Raw genomic sequence first — 20,626 nt, 5'->3', positions numbered from 1 at the left:
TTGACAATTTATGTAAGTGAAAGTTCTCTATGTAACGATTGAATTTGTGAATAAGAGAGATTGAAAGAATAGACCCATAAAAAAGAGCCTGGACTTTTTTCCAAGGCTCTTTTTTATGGGGTTTAAAATAGGTAAAAAGTGTTCAAAATTACTTAGGTCAAGGCGCACTTTTCACAACCTCTTTTATGTGATTTGAAATTGGCTATTATATAAACTAGCATAAAGTGTTGGTTTGCTTAATAGTGACTGATGAGTTCCTTGTTCAATAATATTTCCATTTTCCATCACTAAAATCAAGTCGGCATTTTCAATCGTAGATAACCGATGGGCGATAATAAAGCTGGTTCGGTTTTCTGTGACAGCATTCATTGCTTTTTGGATCATTGCTTCGGTGCGGGTATCCACGCTGGAGGTTGCTTCATCTAAAATAACTACGGAAGGATTCGCCAGCAATACCCGAGCAATGGTCAATAGCTGTTGTTGTCCTTGTGACAACGAACCATTTTCACTTGAAATAATCGTATCATATCCTTCAGGTAACGTACGGATGAAATGATCACATTGGGCAATTTTGGCAGCCGCAATGATTTCGTCTCTGGAAGCTTGCTGTTTCCCATAAGCAATATTATCTGCCACTGTGCCTTCAAAGAGCCACGTATTTTGCAAAACCATCCCAAAGTGTTTACGTAACTCACTACGAGAGAATTTCGTGATATCGATTCCGTCGAATTCGATTCTTCCATGGTTTAGCTCGTAAAATCGCATGAGTAAATTGACTAATGTCGTTTTTCCTGCCCCAGTTGGTCCCACGATTGCAATTGTTTGTTTTGGTTTAGCCGAAAAGTTGACATTTTTCATCAAGATCTTATCTGGACTATAACCAAATCGAACATCTTTGAACCTGATTGAACCAGCAGGCTGGTCAAGTGATGCTGTATTTTCGTGATCAGAACGCTCATTTGGTTCATCCATAATCTCAAAGATACGATCAATCGCCGCCATAGCAGATTGTAACGAATTGATGACATAAGAAGCGGTCGAGATCGGCTCAGAGATTTGATTGATGTACTGCAGATAAGCTTGTAACAATCCTAGTGTGAGTCCACCAGATATTACTAAGATCCCACCTAAGACAGCACTTAAAATGAACGCTGATTGATTGATCAAGCGAATCGCTGGATAGATGGCAAAGTTCATGAATTGCGCTTTTTTAAATGCTTGGTACTGTGAATGATTTACTTGACGGATCGACTCGATCGCTTGATCTTGTTGATTGAATGTTTTGATGACCAAGTTACCTGCAAGATATTCTTCCACTTTATTATTTAATGAACCTAGTTCTGTTTGATTGTCATCAGAAATCTTTTTGTTTTTATTCGCAAAGAGTTGAGTGACCCATGAACTACCAACGATCAATAAAAGAATCAGTAACGTCAATTTGCTGTCAATATAAAACAGCATCAAAATTGAAAATAAAATCGTTACGATGGAAGTGAAAAATTGATTGATCCCTGTTAGCAAGACTTGTGCTAGTTGATTCAAACCAGTCGTTGTTCGGCTGATGATATCTCCTACCTGATGCTGATCAAAGAAGGCCATTGGTAATGTTTTGAATTTCTTGGTCATTTCTTTTCTAACATTAAGTGTGATTTTTTCACTCAATGAAGCCATTGCGTATTCTTGAATGAAAGAAGTAATACTACTTAAAAAAGAAAAAACGAGTAATAAAAAAACAGGGAACAAAAGGGCATCCTTGACATCATGAAATGTCATTTCAGCAATCCCGATCGTACGGATTCGACTTAAAAGCTGATCGATACCAACGCCCATGATCATCGGCATTGCAACGACCATCAGGTTACCGATTAAACTACATAATAGTAAGCCATAAAATGTTTTGTGATCAGATTGGATCATTTTCCAAAAGCGGATCAAACTATGTTTATTCATTTTTACATCAGTTGTTTTCATATATTCCCTTCTTTCAAAATCCCTTGTGATTTAGCAAATTCCTGATAAGAAAGACAAGTAGCAAGGAGTGTTTCGTGAGTTCCTTGTCCCACGATTCGACCATTGTCTAAAACGATGATGTGATCAGCGTTCATGATTGTACTCAATCTTTGAGCCACAATGATCAATGTCTTATCAGCCATTTCTTCATGGAGGGCTGTTCTTAGTTTTGCATCCGTCTTGTAGTCCAAAGCAGAAAAGCTATCGTCGAAAACATAGATATCTGCTGGTTTGATGAGCGCTCGTGCAATACACATCCGTTGTTTTTGTCCGCCAGAATAATTATCTCCGCCTTGTGCAACAAAACTAGCTAATTTTTTGGGCAATTTATCCAAAACTTCCTCTAATTGTGAAATACGTATAGCTGAGGTCAATTCTTCTTCTGTTGCATGCTCATTGCCCATTTGCAGGTTTGATAAAATTGTTCCACTAAACAGAAACGCTTTTTGCGGAACATAGCTGATTTTTGAGCGAATCATTTCTTGTGTTAATTGTTGAAGTGGTTGCCCTCCTAATGTAATCTGTCCACTGGTCACATCATTCAAACGAAGAAGCAATTTGGCAATTGTACTTTTACCAGAACCAGTTCCGCCAACGATGGCAGTTGTTTTGCCTTTAGGTACCTTAAAATGGATATCTTCCAATACAGGTTCCGAATCTTTGGTATAACTGAAAGAAACGTGTTCAAAAGATAACACATGCTCATCATCCATATTCAGCGAAGCTGTTGATGGATTTTCCGGATCAATGATCTCAATAGGTTGATTCAACACTTCTTCGATCCGCCGAAGAGAGGACATCGATTTTGGAACGACGACTAACACCATAGCTGCAGTCATTAGATAAGCCAACGTGAGCATCGAATATTCGACGATGGCAGTAACAGTCCCGATCTGTAGTGTACCTTCACTGACCAACGAACCACCAAACCAAAGAATGGCGCTGTATACGATCCCCATTAATAAAAAAGCAATCGGAGTGACCCAAGCAAATACGCGATTGACTCGGATCATCTGTGTGGCATACTTCTCAAATGTTTGATTGGTGCGCTTCTCCTCATAGTCTTGATTGTTAAAGGCTCGAATCATATTCACACCTGTAAAAAATTCCCTTAAAGTCACTGTGATACGATCCATTTTTGGTTGGATACTGAGAGATAGAGGGGTTCCTTTTTTCATTAAGATGTAAATAACGACAGCATAAATAAACACAGAAATCAATGTAATCAATGTCAATGTCATGGAATATTGAAGCATCATGACAATTGTAAACACCGCAATGATTGGTGCAGGTAAGATCATTTGACAGAAGAGTACAATCATTTGTTGGATATTATCTACATCATTAGTCATTCGAGTCAGGAGTGAGGCACTTCCAAATTCATCTGCATCTTTCATCGATAATTGTTGGAACTTATCAAAATAGGTTTCCCTTGTTTGGTAGCCAAATTTTGCAGACACTAGTGCAGAAAAATAGCTAGAAGCAATCGCTGAAAAAGTACCTAGCAAGGCTATGAATACCATTTGTAGACCAATGGTATAAATTTTACTGTTTTGACCAGTAACTATCCCTTCATCAATTAATGTTGCCACTAATTTAGGAACACCAAGTGTACCAATGATTTGTAAACAGACGAATAAAAAAGTCATGCCTACGATTTTTTTATTCTTCCATAGGAATTGTTTAAGTAATGTCATTTTGTTTCCTCCTTTTACTAGACAATAATGAATTTTACACCTTAAAGTTACTTGAAGGTCAATAGAAGAAGCGGTAAAATTAACAAGAGGTGAGCGGAAATGCCAAAACTTTACACAATCGGAGAAGTCTCGGAACTACTAAATGTACCAAAGTCAACGATTCGTTTTTGGGATGAGCAAGGGTTAATCCATTCTCTACGCCATGAAGAAAACGGGTATCGGATGTTTAATATTGATGATATTTTTCAGATCTATGACATCAATTTCTATCGAAAATTAGATGTTCCAATCAAACAGATGAAAAATTTATATGGAAAAACGATCGAAGAACATTATGCAACGATTGCAGAAACAGAGCAGCGGATTAAGCAAGAAAAAATAAGTCTGCAAAAAAAACATGAAGAAATCTTGGCTCGAAAAGAACAATTAAAACTTATGATTGACAATCGAGGCATTACCAAAGAAACAATTCCTTTTGCGGCAATCGTCATAGTGGATTCCGACGACATTTTAGATTCGAAAGCCTATCTTGAAAACTATGCCAGCTTCGGTGGGTATTTTGATTTTTCGCTGAGCGATGAAATGATTTATGGCTTCTGTACAGACCAAACATCAGCCACAATTCCACTGTCTAAAATTGTTTGGTACAATCAGCCTGGTAAAACTTATCATCGATTTTTATTACAAGTGGAAGTCAATCATACCGAAAAGAACAATATCGAAGAAGTAAGATTAACATTAGCTCAACGAGGGTATCAAACAGGAAATGTGATTGGACAGTATCTGCTAACGAAGCAAACGGAAGAAGGAGTCTATCATGAATATTATTTAGGATGGATCGAAAGCCAAAAAGTAGAAGCTGACTTAACAAATGAGGATAAGCAAAAGTAGACGAAGAAGGAGCGGGAAAGGATAGTTATCTCGCTCTTCTTCGTCTATTTGGTTAGGATTTATCAGGGTTAAAACTTTCTCTAATGATTAGTCGTGTAGGATAAGTGACAATGATCGGTTCCTCTCTCAAACCATCGATTCGCTCCACCGCTAATCGAACAGCAGACTGACCAATGGCTTTTGCATTGATCGCTACACTTGTTAAACTAGGAGATAAATCAGCAATCGCCTCGATGTTATCGAAGCTAACTAGAACGATCTCTTCTCCAATTTTTCGATTGTCTTTTTGTAATGCTCGATAAACACCTAATGCTAAAGGATCGCTACCGATCAAAATGGCCGTCGGTAAATCATGTTTTTGTTTTTCGAGAAGTTTGGTCGCTAACTGCTCTCCGGATTCCTCTGTCCATTCTCCTAAATAATAATTGATCTGTTTGGTCAAATGATGATCTTGCATGAAATGGCGGTAGGCTCTGAGCCTTTTTTCATTCTCAGTTGTTGATTTCCGACCAGCTTCGTTAATATCGATTTGATAACCACCAATATAAGCGATGTTGGTGTGCCCATTGTCTAAAAAAAGTTCTAAAACAGATTTAGTCATTCGTTCGAGATCCCCATAGACCATATCCACTTCTTGTTGGATATCTGGATTATCTACTACAACTAATTGTCGGTTCTGTTTCAATAAATCGGCGATTGCACCTTTATCGATCGTACCGACTACGATTATAGCACCTAATTGATCCAAATCTTTCCACTCGGTCGGGTTATCCGACATATTATAAATTCGATTCATGCCGATATGGAGTCGGCTGGCTTCTTCTTCTAGACCTGCTCGTAATTCTCGATAATAAATATCTTTTTCTTCGCTGGCTTTACTGATTGCTGAAATGACACCGATGGAAGGACGGCGTTTTTTAATATATTTTCGCTTGTTGATATCATAATTTAATGTGGCAGCTGCAGTAAAAATCCGTTGACGAGTAGCAGCAGAGACACTGATCGTTTTGTCTTCATTCAAAACTCTTGAGACCGTAGCAGGTGAAACATTGGCTTTTCTTGCGACATCTCTAATTCCAACCATAAAATGGCACCCCTTACAAAAAAATAAAAATTTTTATTGACATATTTGTTTAGTAAACAGTATACAGGAAATGTAACAAAAGTAAACGGTTACTATTTATTTGAGAGGTGAAACAATGGAACAAGTGATGAAGAATCAAAGAGCAGCTTTAATCACATTTGACGAACAGGAAAAAGTATTTCATCTATCCAATTCAGAAATTTCCTATATTCTTCAAATTGAAGAAAGTGAAGTTCTGGCTCATGTTTATTTTGGTAAAAGAACGACCCATTATCATAATCATAAAAAATATCCTCGCAGAGATCGCGGCTTTTCTGGGAACGTCCCCTTAAATGAAGATCGAACGTATTCAAAAGATACATTACCACAAGAGTATTCAGGGCACGGAGGGATGGATTATCGATTACCTGCCTTGATGATTCGTCGAGAAAATGGATCAAATCTGCTTGATCTACGTTATGAAAGTTTTCAGATCCAAGAAGGAAAGCCAAATTTATCTGGATTACCGCAAGCGTATATCAAGAATGATACAGAGGCAGAAACGTTGATCGTGACGTTGAAAGATCGTGAAGAAAAGATTTACGTGGATCTTTCCTATACGATTTATCGAGAAAGAGCAGTGATTACACGTTCGCTGAAGGTAAGAAATGAAACCAATGATCCAGTGATGATTGAAAAAGCAGCCTCTTTTCAACTTGATTTTACGAATTCAGGCCGGTTTGATGAAGTGATTGCCTTACCAGGAGCGCATGTCAAAGAACGGCAGATGTCTAGACAAAGCATAACAGATGGCATCAAATCATTTGAAAGCCGTCGTGGTTCAAGCAGTCATCAGATGAATTCATTCATTGCCTTGACAAATCATGCAACAACTGAATTCACAGGGGAAGCGATTGGGATCCATCTTGTTTATTCGGGAAATCATTCCTTTGAGATTGAAAAAGATGCCATTCAACAATTTAGAGTGATCGGTGGGATCAATCCCTATAATTTTTCTTGGGAGTTACAACCATATGAAAGCTTCCAAACACCGGAAATACTCTTAACTTATTCTGATCAAGGGTTGAATGGGATGAGTCAAGTGACCCATCATTTATTACGGGAACGAGTAGCAAGAGGGCGATTCCAATACCAAGAACGTCCGATCCTAGTCAACAATTGGGAAGCGACTTATTTTGACTTTACGAGCAAAAAGATCGAAGCGATCGTTGATGAAGCAAACGAATTAGCGATAGAGATGTTTGTTTTAGATGACGGCTGGTTTGGGAAAAGAGATTCGGACCAATCTTCTCTAGGAGACTGGTTTGAATATCAAGGGAAATTGAAAAATGGCTTAAAAGGGATCGCTGACTATGTTCACCAAAAAGGACTAAAGTTTGGCTTGTGGGTTGAGCCTGAAATGGTTTCCAGCGACTCTCAATTAAATCGGGATCATCCCGAATTTATGATGAAAGAACCAGGTCGTCAACCATCAGCTTCTAGATCTCAACACGTCCTTGATTTTACCCGAAAAGAAGTCCGGCAGACGATTGAAACACAGTTACGGCATTTGTTAGACAGTGTGGAGATCGACTATATCAAATGGGATATGAATCGATCGCTATCTGATGTCTATTCGGTGTCATTGGGCAAACAAAACCAAGGGGAAGTTTTGCATCGTTATCTATTAGGATTATATGAGATGATGGAAAACTTAACAAACGACTATCCTCATATCCTTTGGGAAGGATGTTCTGGTGGTGGTGGACGGTTCGATGCAGGGCTGCTTTATTATATGCCACAGTCTTGGACTAGTGACAATACAGATGCGGTTGAACGCATCAATATCCAATATGGGACGAGCTTAGCTTATCCTATTTCAGCTATGACTGCCCATGTATCAGCTGTTCCTAATCATCAAACGGGTCGAGTCACCAGTTTAAAAACACGTGGAGATGTGGCCATGGGCGGGGTGTTTGGATATGAACTCGATCTAACAAAATTATCTAGTGAGGAAAAGCAGGAAGTAGCCGCACAGGTAGAATTTTATAAAAAAATCAGACAGACAGTCCAATATGGTGATTTCTATCGTTTACAAAATCCCTTTGAGCAAAATATTGCTTCCTGGGAATTTGTTTCAAAAAACCAACAGGAAGTCCTCTTATTTATAAATCGTCGGTTGGCAAATGCACAGCCCGAATTTCATGAGGTACGCCTTGTTGGACTAAGCGAAGAAAAACTATACCAGAACCAGATAGATGGCAAAGTATATTCAGGATCGGAATTAATGACAATAGGTCTTTATTTCCCAGATTTTTATGGCGATTTTCAAACAGAATTGATTCATTTTATGAGTATAGACGAAGGAGAATAGAAAAATGAACGCATTGATTGAATGGTTAGATGATCCGCAAGTGTATCGAGTAAATCAAAGGAAAGCCCATAGTGATCATGTTATTTATGGTGCTAAAGAAGAAGTGGAAACAGGAAACACTAGAATCCAATCACTGAATGGGAAGTGGCAATTTTGCTATTCCCGTAATGCTTTAGAACGTCCAGTGAATTTTTTTGAAAAGGAATTTGATAACAGCAGCTTCGATCAGATTGATGTTCCTGGGCATATCGAACTAGCAGGATACGACAAGATCCACTACATCAATACGATGTATCCATGGGAAGGGCATGAGTTTAGACGTCCGGCTTATACAACCGCTGGTAAGGAAGAAGCCGAGGGGATGTTTTCTCAAGCCGAGTATAACCCAGTTGGCTCATATGTGACGAACTTTACTTTAAATGAAGAAATGAAAGAAAAGGCGATCACCATTCGATTTGAAGGTGTCGAACAGGCAATGTATGTCTGGTTAAATGGGCACTTTGTCGGTTATGCAGAAGATTCTTTCACGCCTTCTGAATTTGATTTAACTCCTTATCTGGAAGAAGAGAATCGTTTAGCGGTAGAAGTCCATAAAAGAAGTAGTGCCGCTTTTCTCGAAGACCAAGATTTTTTCCGTTTCTTTGGGATTTTTAGAGATGTTTCATTGATCGCCAGAGGGAAAAATCATATAGAGGATATGTGGATCAAACCTCAAGTTGATCCCTCTTTTCAAAGCGGTTGGGTAGATATCGACTTGACTATTGAAAATCTTGCTTCAAACGGAAAGCTACGTGTCCGACTCCTCAATTGCAAAGGAGAAGAGATCCATCAAGAAGAAGTGGGAATCGAAGAACAAATCTCGTTGCATATTCCAGTAGATAAAATTACTTTATGGGATCATTTTCAACCCAATTTATACACCGCCGAATTTGAAACGTTTGATGATACTGGGGTGACGGAGTATAGTTACTATCCATTTGGTTTTAGAAAGATCGAGATCAAAGAGCGGATCATTTATTTGAATGACCGACGTTTGATCATCAACGGTGTCAATCGACATGAATGGCATCCTGAAAAAGGAAGAGCTATCGATTTGATGGATATGAAGAAAGATCTAGAAATCATTAAACATGCGAATATCAATGGGGTTAGAACCTCACATTATCCAAATCAAATCCCTTGGTATTATCTTTGTGATCAGGCGGGGATTCACTTGATGGCAGAGACCAATCTGGAATCTCATGGTTCTTGGCAAAAGATGGGGGCGTTTGAGCCGTCTTACAATGTACCGGGGAACGTTCCTCAATGGCGGGAGATCGTTCTTGACAGAGCACAGACAAATTTTGAGACATTCAAGAACCATACGAGTATTTTATTCTGGTCTTTAGGAAATGAATCTTACGCAGAAGAGAATATTCGTTTGATGAATGATTACTTTAAAGAAAAAGATCCCGATCGCCTTGTTCACTATGAAGGAAATTTCCCTAATCCTGCATTCGAAGATTCGATTTCTGATGTCAAGAGTTGCATGTATGCTACGCCAACAGATATCTGTGATTACCTTGAAAATGATGGGGAAAAGCCTTTCATTTTATGTGAATACATGCATGACATGGGGAATTCGTTGGGAGGATTGAATTCTTACATGGAATTATTAGATCGATACCCAATGTATCAAGGTGGCTATATTTGGGACTTTAAAGATCAAGCGATTCAAGTGATCGATCCATTGACGAAACAAAAAGTAATGAGATACGGTGGGGACTTTGATGATCGTCCAAGTGATTATGAATTTTCAGGTAACGGGATCGTCTTTTCTGATGGTCAAGAAAAACCGGCATTACAGGAGGTAAGGTATTATTATGGAAAATACAGCGATTAAAATGAAGATTATTTATGGAGATTGTACATTTGCTTTAAAAGGTGAAGGATTTCATTATATCTTTTCCTATACAAGAGGTGGGTTGGAATCCTTAAATAAAAATGGGAAAGAATGGTTGTATCGAGAAACGCTGCCGACGTTTTGGCGGGCTTTGACGGATAATGATCGGGGGAATGGGTTTGGCTATCGTTCGTCCATGTGGCTAGGGGCTGGGATGTACCCGAAAGTAAAAAATGTTCAAGTTTCCATTGATCAAAAACCAATCGAACAGCCAATTGCTCCGATCAATAATCGCTATTCCAATCATGAATATGCGCAATCAGCAGCGATCAAATTCACGTTAGAAATCAATACGGTGCCCAAAACAGAAGTCGTAGTCAACTATGAAGTACAATCTGATGGCGAAATGAAAATTTCTGTCTTTTATCATGGACAGCAAGGCCTGCCTGAATTACCTTTATTAGGTTTTCGCTTTATTATGCCAACCAAAGCGAAATATTTTGAATATGAAGGACTATCAGGAGAAACGTATCCAGATCGAATGGCAGGAGAAATCGAGGGTACTTATAAAGTAACTGGTTTACCAGTGACTCCCTATCTCGTGCCACAAGATTGTGGTGTCCATATGAAGACGAAATGGCTAGAAATCACTAGAGATTCTACGATGAATAATGCGGATCAAGGAAAGGAGGAATTTTCATTACGCTTTGAACAAGTGAACGGCGATTTTGCATTTTCAGCTCTCCCCTATAAAGCCGAAGAATTAGAAAATGCCACACATCTTGAAGAGTTACCACCAGCTAGAAGAACCGTCTTAGTGATTCAAGGGAAGGTACGTGGTGTAGGAGGAATCAACAGCTGGGGAGCAGATGTTGAAGAAGCGTATCATATTTCAGCGGAAGAAGACCATGAATTTAGTTTTATCGTGAAGTAAAGGTCGTGAAAGAAGCGGTCAGCTCCGAGCAAATAAGAGGCAATTTTTTAAAACACCTTTTCATGTTAAAAAAAATTTAGGCTTATTTCAAGGAGCTGATACTTGAATGCTGTCTATCTAGAGAAAGGAAGGATTGATAGCTAAGTATCGGTAAAGAACAATAGCTTTTCATATTATTAGCAGACACAAAAAATATAAAACCATAGACAAATAGACGTTGCATTTCTAGGATCATCTATCTTAGAAGGGCAGCGTCTATTGCTTATAAGTATCAACTAACTGAATTGTTTATTTTTGAATTAACTGATTAATGGCAATGTGATTTTTACCGTTGTTCCAACACCCATAATCGATTGGATCTGCAATCCATACTCTTTGCCGTAAAGCAATTTGATTCGTTCGTTCACATTCTTGACTCCGATTCCAGAAAAATAGTCCTTGTTTTTTTTCTTTTGATTTGTATCAAATCCATCACCGTTATCTACGATTTCAAAGATCAATTGTGTTTCATGAATTTTTCCGAATAAAGTAATAAACCCACTTTTTTTTGTTTGAAAAGCATGTAAAAAAGCATTTTCAATAATTGGCTGGATCATCATATTGGGCACTTTAAAAGGGTATAGTTCATCGGGTACCATGATCCGAGTGGCGATATCATCACCATATCTCAATGAAAGAATATGGATATAGCTTTGCACACTTTTTAATTCTTCTTCGACAGTGATTGTTTCTGCTTTTTTCCCAATGGTACTTCTCAACAAATCAATAAAATGATCGATTCCATGAATTGCTTTTTGATTTTCTTTTTGCCAGATCAAAAATTTTAGACTAGTTAACGTATTGTAGATAAAGTGAGGCTGGATTTGGGCTTGCATCGTTTGAATCTCTAATTGGCGTTTTTTCTTTTCGTTTTCAATTGAAGTAAAATAGTTCTCATCGATCGTTGTTAATAGTTGATTGATTGTAGTGCCTAAAGTCTTTGTTTCGTAGGTCCCTTGAACGTCTACTTGGGTATTATTAGGAATTTTTTTGATATGTTTTAAGGACTGAATCAAGGCATAAATCGACTTTGTCTGACGGTTCATATAGCGAAAGACAATAGCACCAACTACCATTAAAGTCATCAAATTAAAAAGGACGATCGGAACAATCAGTCCCATTTGATTGACTAGTGAACGAATATTTACTTTACTAATCAAAGCTAAGTTTTGTCGATATAATGGAACACGTGTTAAACGATTATAATCAACTGTTTTTGTTTCATTGGTATTTAAATCATTTAACAAGTTGGTTTTGGCACCAATCATGCCAGTTTCATTGGAGGTAATGATTTGATTTGCTTCATTGATGAGATAGATTTTGGAGACCTCCGAATGGATCGTTTCATTGAATAAATTCGCTAGCTCATCTGCAGTTATCGCAATGACAGCATACCCATAAATATGATTCAACGAGGAAGTCAATTTCTTAATGAATAGGATGCTGCTTTTTGTTTGGTCACGAGTAGTCAAACCAAAGTCGACAAAGAACATTTGGGTCGATGCTTTATGTGCCTTTGCTTTTTGTGCGACATCAGATCTCATGAATGCCGCAGCATCCATACTGGCAAGCATCTCGTTTCCAACGAAGGTATGTCCACTTTCACCATAGATCATCAGATCGTAATTGATGGAAGGAGAGATCGAAGTAAAGCTTCGGTTCATTTGTTGGATCGTTTTTACATTTGCGTAGTTATCTAACGAAGAGTGCTGATCGTTAGAGAAATAATTTTCGACTGCAGGGTTGTTAGCGACCATCGTTAAGGTATTTTCGATATTATCATTCAATCGTTCAAAATCACGTTGTATTTTGCCAAGCGTTAGTTCATTCGATTTATCAAATAGATGGATATAAGCGTTTTTGGATCGATCATAAATGAAGAAGGACAGAATAATCGCTTGAGTAAGAAGCGCAATGACTAGGACAACCAGTAGTTTTGTGACCAGTTCATACTCTTTGAATTTTTTCTTCATGTTTCAAACTTCCTTTTCGATATTGAGAAGGATTTAGCCCAGTTTCTTCCTTGAATACTCTTGAGAAGTAACCAAGTTCAGCAAATCCTACTTGGTAAGAGATTTGTGAAAGTGGCTCGGTTGTCTCAAGCAAAAGCCGTTTCGCATGTTGTATCCGGACTTTTTTTAGATATTTAGTGAAGCTAATCCCATATTTCTCGGTAAACATGGTAGATAAATAACTATAGGAAAAATGGAATTTTTCGGAGATGATTTGCAAGGAAATATCTTGATGATAATTTTCTTGAACATAATCATAGATCGCTGTCAGAATTTCTGAGTTTTCATTCTTTTCCGGCGTGCTCCAACGCATCAATTGAGTGATGATTTTAGTAAACGTAATGGAAAAATCTTCGATGGTGGCGACGTTCGTTATAAGTGTTGGTAACGTAATTTTTAATGTCGTCAATTCTTTCGTCCCTTGACCATCTTCTAAAGCATTGATGAGTGCGTAGAGACGATTGATTGTTTCGTGTTTTAAAAATAAAGGGTCAATTTTTAAAGCGATCAGAGTCTCAATCGCTGATTTCATTTCTCTGATAGCGGATACATAATCTTTGTTGACAATCTTTGTTAAGTAGCTTTTCGTGCTCTGATCAAAGTGTGGAATCAAAGGGACTAATTGTTCTTCCGATACAACACCAGCACTTTTCTGATAAAAACGTTGTCCTTTGCCTAATTTTTTTAATCTTTGAAAACAATCGAACAGCTCACTTAGCTCTAAACAAGGGGAAATAATCAATAATGCATCAGATTTTTGCGCATATTCACGCAAAGAAGTCTGAATTTGTTCGAAACAATCCATGGAAGAAACATTTAGTAAGCAACCATATTCATAGTCGAGAGTGGTAAAAGGCTGACAATCAATCCAGGGTTCAGCTCGTTCTTCGTTACTTTTTAGAGAAGCTAGTGGAGCTAAATCATCGATTTCGCTATAGACGATGTAAAATAACGGGAAACGAAAAGGATCGTTAGATATCGTTGTTTTTTGTCCAGAGAAATATTGTGTTAAAGCACTATCTAGAGAGAATTTAGAGTCTAGATTTTTTGGGCCTTTTTTAACCAAATGGTTCAAAGCAGAAAGCAGGTTTTCTGGATTCAATTTTGGTTTAAGTAAATAATCGGATACGCCTTCTTTAAAAGAGTCTTTCACTAGTTGAAACTCATCATGGCTTGATAACACTAATATTTGAATATCAGGTTTGCTTTTTTTTAAGAGGCGAGCAAGTTCAATCCCATCCAGTTCAGGCATGATAAGATCAGTAATGACAATATCAATATCATTAGAATGAATAGAGAAAAAATCAAGCGCTTCCAATGGGTTTGAAAAAGCGCCTTTAATTTGGAATCCGTGGTTTGACCAATCAACTAAATTGGCTATGCCATGTAAGATTGTTTTTTCATCGTCGATCAATAATAAATTAATCAAGCTTGTTCCCCCTTTTAAACAGTTTCTCTTTTTAAAATACGGTTTTATTGACAGAAAAGCAAGATGAATTACTCAAAATAAAAAAATTTGAAATCTAAATTTGTAATTTTTTCTTATTTTGGGATATTTTTTGGAACTCTTTTAGAAACTAAGAAAACGATTACATTTTTTTGGTATGATTCACATGTAAAGAATAAAAATGAAAAAGGCGGGTTGGATATGAAATTCAAAAAATTAGTAGCAAGTGCGACGCTTTTAGCTTCAGCAGCAGTTTTGTTTGCGGGATGTGGGAGTTCCTCAAATTCAGCAACGAAAGATGAAAATAAAATCAGTGTTTGGGCATGGGATGAAACGTTTAATATCAAAGCAGTCAATGAAGCAAAAAAAGTCTATGACAATAAAGATGTCGAAGTGGATGTCGTTACGATGTCACAAGATGATATCGTACAAAAGTTAAACACAGCATTAGCCAGTGGAAATACGGATGGATTACCGAATATCGTGTTGATTGAGGATTATCGTATTCAAGGTTATTTGAATTCTTATCCGGACGCATTTTCTGAGTTAACCGATATCGTAGATGAATCCAATTTTGCTTCGTATAAATTTGCGGTTAATAAGATCGATGATCAAATTTATGGCGTCCCATTTGATTCAGGTGTTACGGCTAATTTTTATCGAACAGATGTATTAGAAGAAGCCGGTTACAGTCAAGCAGATATGCAGAATTTAAGTTGGGATGACTATTTACAAGTTGCTCGAGATGTTAAAGCAAAAACGGGTAAAAAAATTACTGAAGTGAATCCCTCAGATCTTGGACGTGTCCGTATGATCATGCAAGAAGCTGGTGAATGGTACACTTCGGAAGATGGAAAGACGGTTACGATCAAAGATAACCAATCATTGAAATATGGATTAAATTTATTTGCTACACTACTTAAAGAAGATCTAGTGGAACAAACTTCAGATTGGAATGCAGGTGTCACGGCCATTCAATCAGGGGCTGTTGCATCAAGTCCAATTGGTGCTTGGTATTCCTCAACGATCCAAGGTGCTGAAGATCAATCAGGGAAATGGGCAATTGCACCGACACCTTCATTACCTGCCAATATGCAAAAAGCACAAGCTTCTAATTTAGGCGGAGCTGGGTGGTATGTGATCAAAGGTGTTTCAGGCGAAGAAAATGCGAAAGACTTCTTGAAGAAGACCTTTGCGACTAACGAAGACTTGATGGGAACCTTAGCGAAAGAAATCGGGTTAGTTTCTACCATGTTAAGTGCAAAAGATCAACCAGCTTATCAAGAGTCTTCTGAATTCTATAGTGGTCAAAAGGTGTTTGAAGACTTTTCTAAATGGACAGCGGAAATTCCACAAGTTAATTATGGACAAGAAACCTATGCAATCGAAGCAGTTGTAGCAGAGTCATTACACCGAATCATCAATGGAGAAGATACTGATAAAGTCTTGGCAGATACGCAAAAACAAGTAGAAGCACAGTTAGCCAATTAAGCAGAGTGAAATGAATTGATTTAGAGTATCAAATTTGTGTTGGCTGGTGATTTTTGAACGGTCATCAGTCACACAAATTTGCTATCTATTAAAAATAGTTTCAATCAATACCGTAGAATTTTCGTGAGGACGCTGTCATTTACTCAGACAATTAGTTAAGAGGGAGGATTTGTGAGACGATCCTTAAATGACAGATAAAACGAAGATGAACGTAACGAAAGTGAGCAAAGCAGATGAAACAAAAAGATTTTTTCAAGAACGGAAATGCGTTTCTTGTTTTACCAGTTCTGATGATCTCGATCATGGTATTTATCCCAATGATTTTAGCGCTGATCACTTCATTTCAAAGTGGTCCCCCAGTTAATATGAGTTTTAATGGTTTGGGGAATTATCAACGCATGTTGAATGATGCGACCTTCAAAAAGGCTTTTTTTAACACCTTTTTATATTTATTGGTACAAGTACCGATTATGTTGTTTTTAGCTTTATTTGTCTCTAATTTATTAAATGATAAAAAGCTTAAAATGAAAGGATTCTTCCGGACAGCGATTTTTTTACCTTGTATCACATCCATGGTTAGCTATTCGCTTATTATGAAAAGCTTGTTTTCTCAATCGGGATTAGTGAATAATTTTTTGATGACGATCGGCTTGATCGATATGCCAATTGGCTGGCTGACTCATCCAGTTTGGGCGAAAGTATTAATCATCATTTCGATTACATGGCGTTGGACAGGTTATAACATGATTTTCTTTTTATCAGGAATGCAAAATATTGATCCGGCAATTTATGAAGCAGCAGAAATCGATGGCGCATCTAAGTGGCAACAATTGATCAAAGTCACGATTCCTAACTTAAAACCAATTATTTTGTTTACGTCAATCACATCAACGATCGGTACGTTGCAACTCTTTGATGAAGTACAAAATATTACGGGTGGTGGACCAGCAAATGCAACAACTACGCTATCTCAGTATATTTACAATTTAAGTTATAAATTTACACCGAATTTTGGTTATGCTGCGGCGGTTTCATTTGTGATCGTAGTCTTTATTGTACTGTTATCAATCATTCAAACGAAAGTCGGAGGTGAAAAAGCGTGATAGATCAAGCAGAAAACAAAGTACTTCTTAAAGAGAATGAAAAAAAAGCGACTAAAACATTCGATTGGTTAGCTGTTTTTAAATATGCCTCTTTGAGCGTGATTTCATTTATTTCGATTTTTCCTTTTGTTTGGATGATCTTAGGAATGACGAATACACCTATCGATATTACTGCCGGAAAATTAAAGATCGGTAGCCATTTAGTTGTCAACTTCCAGAATCTTTTTTCCAATGACTTAAACTTTGCACGTTCATTGTGGAATTCAGCTTTGATCGCTATTGTAACAACGGTCTTAGCTTTGTTGATTTCATCTATGGCTGGTTATGGGTTTGAGATCTATAAAAGTCGAAAAAAAGAACGATTATTTACGATTTTGCTTTTATCGATGATGGTTCCTTTTGCTGCGTTGATGATTCCTTTGTACCGCATGTTTTCTAACTTAAACGGAACGATCTTAGGGATTAACAGCTTCTTAGTCGTCATTTTGCCTTCAGTAAGTACAGCTTTTTTGATCTTCTTCTTTCGACAAAACGTTAAAGCGTTTCCTAAAGATTTAGTAGAAGCTGCACGTTTAGATGGATTAAAAGAATTAAGTATATTTTTCCGTGTCTACCTACCCACTGCTAAAAATACGTATGCAGCCGCTGCAATCATTACTTTTATGAGTAGCTGGAATAACTATCTTTGGCCTCTAGTTGCATTACAATCACCAGATAAGCGTACGGTCCCATTAGTTTTATCTGCCATGGGAGCCTCTTATACACCAGATTACGGAATGATTATGGCCGGGCTTGTGATTGCAACATTGCCAACAGCTATCGTGTTCTTTGTTTTACAAAAACAATTTGTTCAAGGAATGATCGGTTCTGTCAAGTAAACGCGACTCGATGATACTATTAGTTTGGTATAAACTTTAAATGTATAGGAAAAGCTGTCCCACTAAGGGAGAGCTTTTTTCTTTTTAAATAACGTTTTATATTAAAAATATATTTATGTTTAAATATTTAAATAACTGTAATTATTATAGGTTGTAAGGATAAAAATTTATAAATATTATATTGTTGCTATTTGTTTAGTTGTTATTTATAATTAAATTGTACAAAAAATAACGTTTTTGTAATGGATGAATAATTATTTTTTGTTCATAAAATAATTTTAAGGAGTGAGGTAAATGAAAAAATATGCGGTTAGTCTGTTGTTGTTTGTGTTTGGTATCTTTGTACTTTCAGCCAATGTTGGGGCGCAAGAAGTCACGTCAAAAGAGATTTTTAGTATTCCGGAGCCGACGTGGATCTTCAACTCAGGGATGAGTAAAGGGAAAAACCATGATCGTCAGGATCTAGGTTTTATCTTAAGCGAAAATACCGAATTGAGAATGAGACAGACAAATGCTCATTTCAAGAATAAGTTAAAATTGCGACTACTAGGAAACGATAAAAAGAATGAAAAAAGTATCGAAGTTGGATCAAATTGGGTAAGTATCCGTGCAGATGAGCCCTTGGTTCCATTTATTGATACACCGTACGGAGAAGGATCAGCACAGATCGAATACGAAGTGGTGACTTCCAAAGAAATGAAAGCGTTACCTGTTTATGGATATCATGGGAATGAGACCATGTTTTTTTCAATGTGGGATACGGAGGATGCAGAGTATGCGCTAATTCAAGGAGTAGATTTCCAATTACTCGTACCCAAATTGGACAAAGAACTAGTGAGAAACTTAAAAGATTTTCCATCAATTGATGCGTTGATTGAGTATCATCACGGTATTTTTGCTTTATTTAACGGTATCGCTGGTTTTGATGGTTCCGCACCAGAAAATCAGAACGGCTCGAATCGTTACTTTTTAAAGGCAGATGATTCTGGCGCAGGTGCTGCTTATTATGGGGGTGATTGGACAGCTAATAGTGAACCTACGACAGATATGTGGTTGAAAGAACTAAGTTGGGCAACATTACATGAAATTGCTCACGGTTATCAAGCTGGTTTTGATGGGCAAGATATGTATACTGGCGAAGTGTCAAATAATTTATTTGGGGTCCAATATCAGTATGAAAAATATGGAAAAAAAGCAGATGACATCGGTTGGTTGTTTAATTTAGGTAAAAAAGAAGAAGTCGAAAACAAGCTATATGATAAGTTGATCCGTGATGGAGACACTTACCATGATGTCGATGTGCGTGAACAACTGATTTTATTAACGATGTTCAAACAAAAAGCTGGAAATGACTCCTTCACTAAGATATATCAGGAATACCGTAAAATGGCTAATCAGAGTGATTTCAAAGATTGGGAATATACATTACCCAATTTAATGAATCGTATCTACAGTGAAAATAGTAAGCAGGATTTTTCTGCTGCCTTAAAAAAACGTGGGTTGTATCTTGATGAATTTCAAGCAGAAAAAAATCGTGTGGCAGGTTATCCAGCTGTGGCTTCATTGGCAGATATTGTCTCTGAAAATGAGTTGGTGCGTGCACGTCAATTGATTGACCCAAACTATTTGATCAATTCTAATTTTGAATTGGTTACTAACGAGGAAATCGCCTCTCTAGGGTTGGTTGGTGATTTGACCATTGAAATTCTTCCTAGTGATTTGAGTAACTTTGAAGGGCTCACAGTTGAATTAAAAGATGGAGCAACTATTATAGCGAGTCAACCAGTACAACAAAAAATGACATTCAAAAATATTCCTAATGGGGTCTATCATTTAGAATTTTCTGGTGAACAAATGAAGTATTATTTACCAAGCGAAAATTATGTTTATGTAAAGGAAACCCAAAACCATGCTTCTCTTTCATTAATCAAAGCTGATATCAGTAAGTTAGCCGATGAAGATCTTATCTTTTATGGCTTTAATGATCAATGGTCAGGTTCATTAAGAACGAATTTGAATTCAAGAGAAGCAACACTTACCTTAAATATGCCAAAACCTCATTATTTATTTAAAGATGAACTTTATGTAAAAGTGACTATCAAATCTCAGGATGGCAAAATTAGGTATGAAAAATCGATTAATGGAGACATACCTGAACGATTCACCGATGACCATTTGTTGCTTGAGATAGGAGATAGCATAGAAATCTACCATGCAGAAGCAAGAAATCGTTTGAAAGGTCCAGAAAATCTTATTGATCGTGGACAAAATACTAACCACTGGCTAGTTACGGAACATGGGTTAAAACACCTTGGATTAAACAATAATCCAGAAAAAGATCTTATGAAAAAAATTGAAAAATTAGGGAATTCATTAGTAAAAGCTGAGGGTATTAAACCGATGGCGTGGGAAAGATCAATGGCTAAAAAACAATTATGGACAGCCATACAATCTCTATCTCCAAAAGATACAGAACATTATATGTCCCAATATTATGTTTTGTTTAAATAGCATATGATGAGCAGGCAAGATGAGCAGTCAAAATTATCGAATTGATCGTCTTTAGCAAAAAAACTTAGCACCTTAGAGGTTGAGACGAAAGTGTTAACTATCAAGTACCAAAAAAAATACCGAAAATTGCCAAGAAACACAAACGCTAGTTTTTTCTGTCGATTGTTATCTACTTGGTGCTTCTCCAATTTTTGATTAATTTCGGCTTATCTTTCGAAAATGCTGCTTTTATCTCGTCGTGAACAAGAGCTCTTTAAACACCGTTTATTCATTTTAGATATAATAGAAGATACT

General features: G+C 37.1%; 13 protein-coding genes. 8 read left to right on the top strand and 5 right to left on the bottom strand.

Features of this window, described 5'->3' with window-relative positions:
* Positions 1–183 precede the first annotated feature (183 nt).
* Together AB3H93_RS04320 and AB3H93_RS04315 are read right to left on the bottom strand one after the other, a co-directional pair.
* Positions 184–1,971, bottom strand: a complete 1,788-nt coding sequence (locus AB3H93_RS04320; protein ID WP_368020201.1) for an ABC transporter ATP-binding protein — start codon at positions 1,969–1,971, stop codon at positions 184–186.
* Positions 1,968–3,707 (bottom strand): ABC transporter ATP-binding protein, encoded by a 1,740-nt coding sequence (locus AB3H93_RS04315; protein WP_368020200.1) that lies wholly within the window; start codon positions 3,705–3,707, stop codon positions 1,968–1,970. Before AB3H93_RS04315 ends, AB3H93_RS04320 begins: the two co-directional genes overlap by 4 nt.
* 99 nt (positions 3,708–3,806) lie before the next feature.
* Here AB3H93_RS04315 and AB3H93_RS04310 point away from each other — a divergent pair, with 99 nt between their 5' ends.
* Positions 3,807–4,598, top strand: a complete 792-nt coding sequence (locus AB3H93_RS04310) for a MerR family transcriptional regulator (RefSeq protein ID WP_010718996.1) — start codon at positions 3,807–3,809, stop codon at positions 4,596–4,598.
* Between the two features lie 52 nt (positions 4,599–4,650).
* On the opposite strand, the gene AB3H93_RS04305 is transcribed toward AB3H93_RS04310, so the two are convergent.
* Entirely contained in the window at positions 4,651–5,682 is a 1,032-nt protein-coding gene (locus tag AB3H93_RS04305; protein ID WP_010718997.1) for a LacI family DNA-binding transcriptional regulator, read from the bottom strand.
* A 115-nt stretch (positions 5,683–5,797) separates the two neighbouring features.
* Between AB3H93_RS04305 and AB3H93_RS04300 the strand changes: the two genes are divergently transcribed.
* The 3 genes from AB3H93_RS04300 to AB3H93_RS04290 are packed head-to-tail and all read left to right on the top strand — an operon-like array spanning position 5,798 to position 10,851.
* On the top strand, positions 5,798–8,035 hold the full coding sequence (locus tag AB3H93_RS04300; RefSeq protein WP_176581826.1) for an alpha-galactosidase: 2,238 nt from the start codon (positions 5,798–5,800) through the stop codon (positions 8,033–8,035).
* A gap of 4 nt (positions 8,036–8,039) precedes the next feature.
* Positions 8,040–9,917, top strand: coding sequence for a glycoside hydrolase family 2 protein (locus AB3H93_RS04295; RefSeq protein WP_368020199.1), 1,878 nt, complete (start codon positions 8,040–8,042; stop codon positions 9,915–9,917).
* Positions 9,898–10,851 (top strand): beta-galactosidase small subunit, encoded by a 954-nt coding sequence (locus AB3H93_RS04290; protein ID WP_368020198.1) that lies wholly within the window; start codon positions 9,898–9,900, stop codon positions 10,849–10,851. Before AB3H93_RS04295 ends, AB3H93_RS04290 begins: the two co-directional genes overlap by 20 nt.
* Before the next feature lie 299 nt (positions 10,852–11,150).
* On the opposite strand, the gene AB3H93_RS04285 is transcribed toward AB3H93_RS04290, so the two are convergent.
* Positions 11,151–12,863, bottom strand: coding sequence for a sensor histidine kinase (locus AB3H93_RS04285; RefSeq protein WP_113820743.1), 1,713 nt, complete (start codon positions 12,861–12,863; stop codon positions 11,151–11,153).
* Entirely contained in the window at positions 12,838–14,331 is a 1,494-nt protein-coding gene (locus AB3H93_RS04280; RefSeq protein ID WP_096709042.1) for a helix-turn-helix domain-containing protein, read from the bottom strand. Before AB3H93_RS04280 ends, AB3H93_RS04285 begins: the two co-directional genes overlap by 26 nt.
* Positions 14,332–14,550: 219 nt before the next feature.
* Here AB3H93_RS04280 and AB3H93_RS04275 point away from each other — a divergent pair, with 219 nt between their 5' ends.
* The 4 genes from AB3H93_RS04275 (at position 14,551) to AB3H93_RS04260 (ending at position 20,332) form a co-directional block, all read left to right on the top strand.
* Entirely contained in the window at positions 14,551–15,840 is a 1,290-nt protein-coding gene (locus AB3H93_RS04275; protein ID WP_096709043.1) for an ABC transporter substrate-binding protein, read from the top strand.
* 233 nt (positions 15,841–16,073) lie between these two features.
* Entirely contained in the window at positions 16,074–16,943 is an 870-nt protein-coding gene (locus tag AB3H93_RS04270; RefSeq protein WP_010719005.1) for a carbohydrate ABC transporter permease, read from the top strand.
* Positions 16,940–17,821: a carbohydrate ABC transporter permease gene (locus tag AB3H93_RS04265; RefSeq protein WP_010719006.1), complete on the top strand. Its 882-nt coding sequence runs from the start codon at positions 16,940–16,942 to the stop codon at positions 17,819–17,821. The genes AB3H93_RS04270 and AB3H93_RS04265 overlap by 4 nt, the downstream gene beginning before the upstream one ends.
* Before the next feature lie 294 nt (positions 17,822–18,115).
* Positions 18,116–20,332, top strand: coding sequence for a putative mucin/carbohydrate-binding domain-containing protein (locus AB3H93_RS04260; protein ID WP_368020197.1), 2,217 nt, complete (start codon positions 18,116–18,118; stop codon positions 20,330–20,332).
* Positions 20,333–20,626: the final 294 nt, after the last annotated feature.

Source organism: Enterococcus sp. C74, from assembly GCF_040887125.1.
GTDB classification, from domain to species: Bacteria; Bacillota; Bacilli; order Lactobacillales; family Enterococcaceae; genus Enterococcus_B; species Enterococcus_B hirae.
This window is presented reverse-complemented; position numbering and strand designations above follow the sequence as displayed.

Coding starts and splice junctions, on each gene's coding strand:
- AB3H93_RS04320 (WP_368020201.1), bottom strand. CDS start 1,971: ATGAAAACAACTGATGTAAAAATGAATAAACATAGTTTGATCCGCTTT.
- AB3H93_RS04315 (WP_368020200.1), bottom strand. CDS start 3,707: ATGACATTACTTAAACAATTCCTATGGAAGAATAAAAAAATCGTAGGC.
- AB3H93_RS04310 (WP_010718996.1), top strand. CDS start 3,807: ATGCCAAAACTTTACACAATCGGAGAAGTCTCGGAACTACTAAATGTA.
- AB3H93_RS04305 (WP_010718997.1), bottom strand. CDS start 5,682: ATGGTTGGAATTAGAGATGTCGCAAGAAAAGCCAATGTTTCACCTGCT.
- AB3H93_RS04300 (WP_176581826.1), top strand. CDS start 5,798: ATGGAACAAGTGATGAAGAATCAAAGAGCAGCTTTAATCACATTTGAC.
- AB3H93_RS04295 (WP_368020199.1), top strand. CDS start 8,040: ATGAACGCATTGATTGAATGGTTAGATGATCCGCAAGTGTATCGAGTA.
- AB3H93_RS04290 (WP_368020198.1), top strand. CDS start 9,898: ATGGAAAATACAGCGATTAAAATGAAGATTATTTATGGAGATTGTACA.
- AB3H93_RS04285 (WP_113820743.1), bottom strand. CDS start 12,863: ATGAAGAAAAAATTCAAAGAGTATGAACTGGTCACAAAACTACTGGTT.
- AB3H93_RS04275 (WP_096709043.1), top strand. CDS start 14,551: ATGAAATTCAAAAAATTAGTAGCAAGTGCGACGCTTTTAGCTTCAGCA.
- AB3H93_RS04270 (WP_010719005.1), top strand. CDS start 16,074: ATGAAACAAAAAGATTTTTTCAAGAACGGAAATGCGTTTCTTGTTTTA.
- AB3H93_RS04260 (WP_368020197.1), top strand. CDS start 18,116: ATGAAAAAATATGCGGTTAGTCTGTTGTTGTTTGTGTTTGGTATCTTT.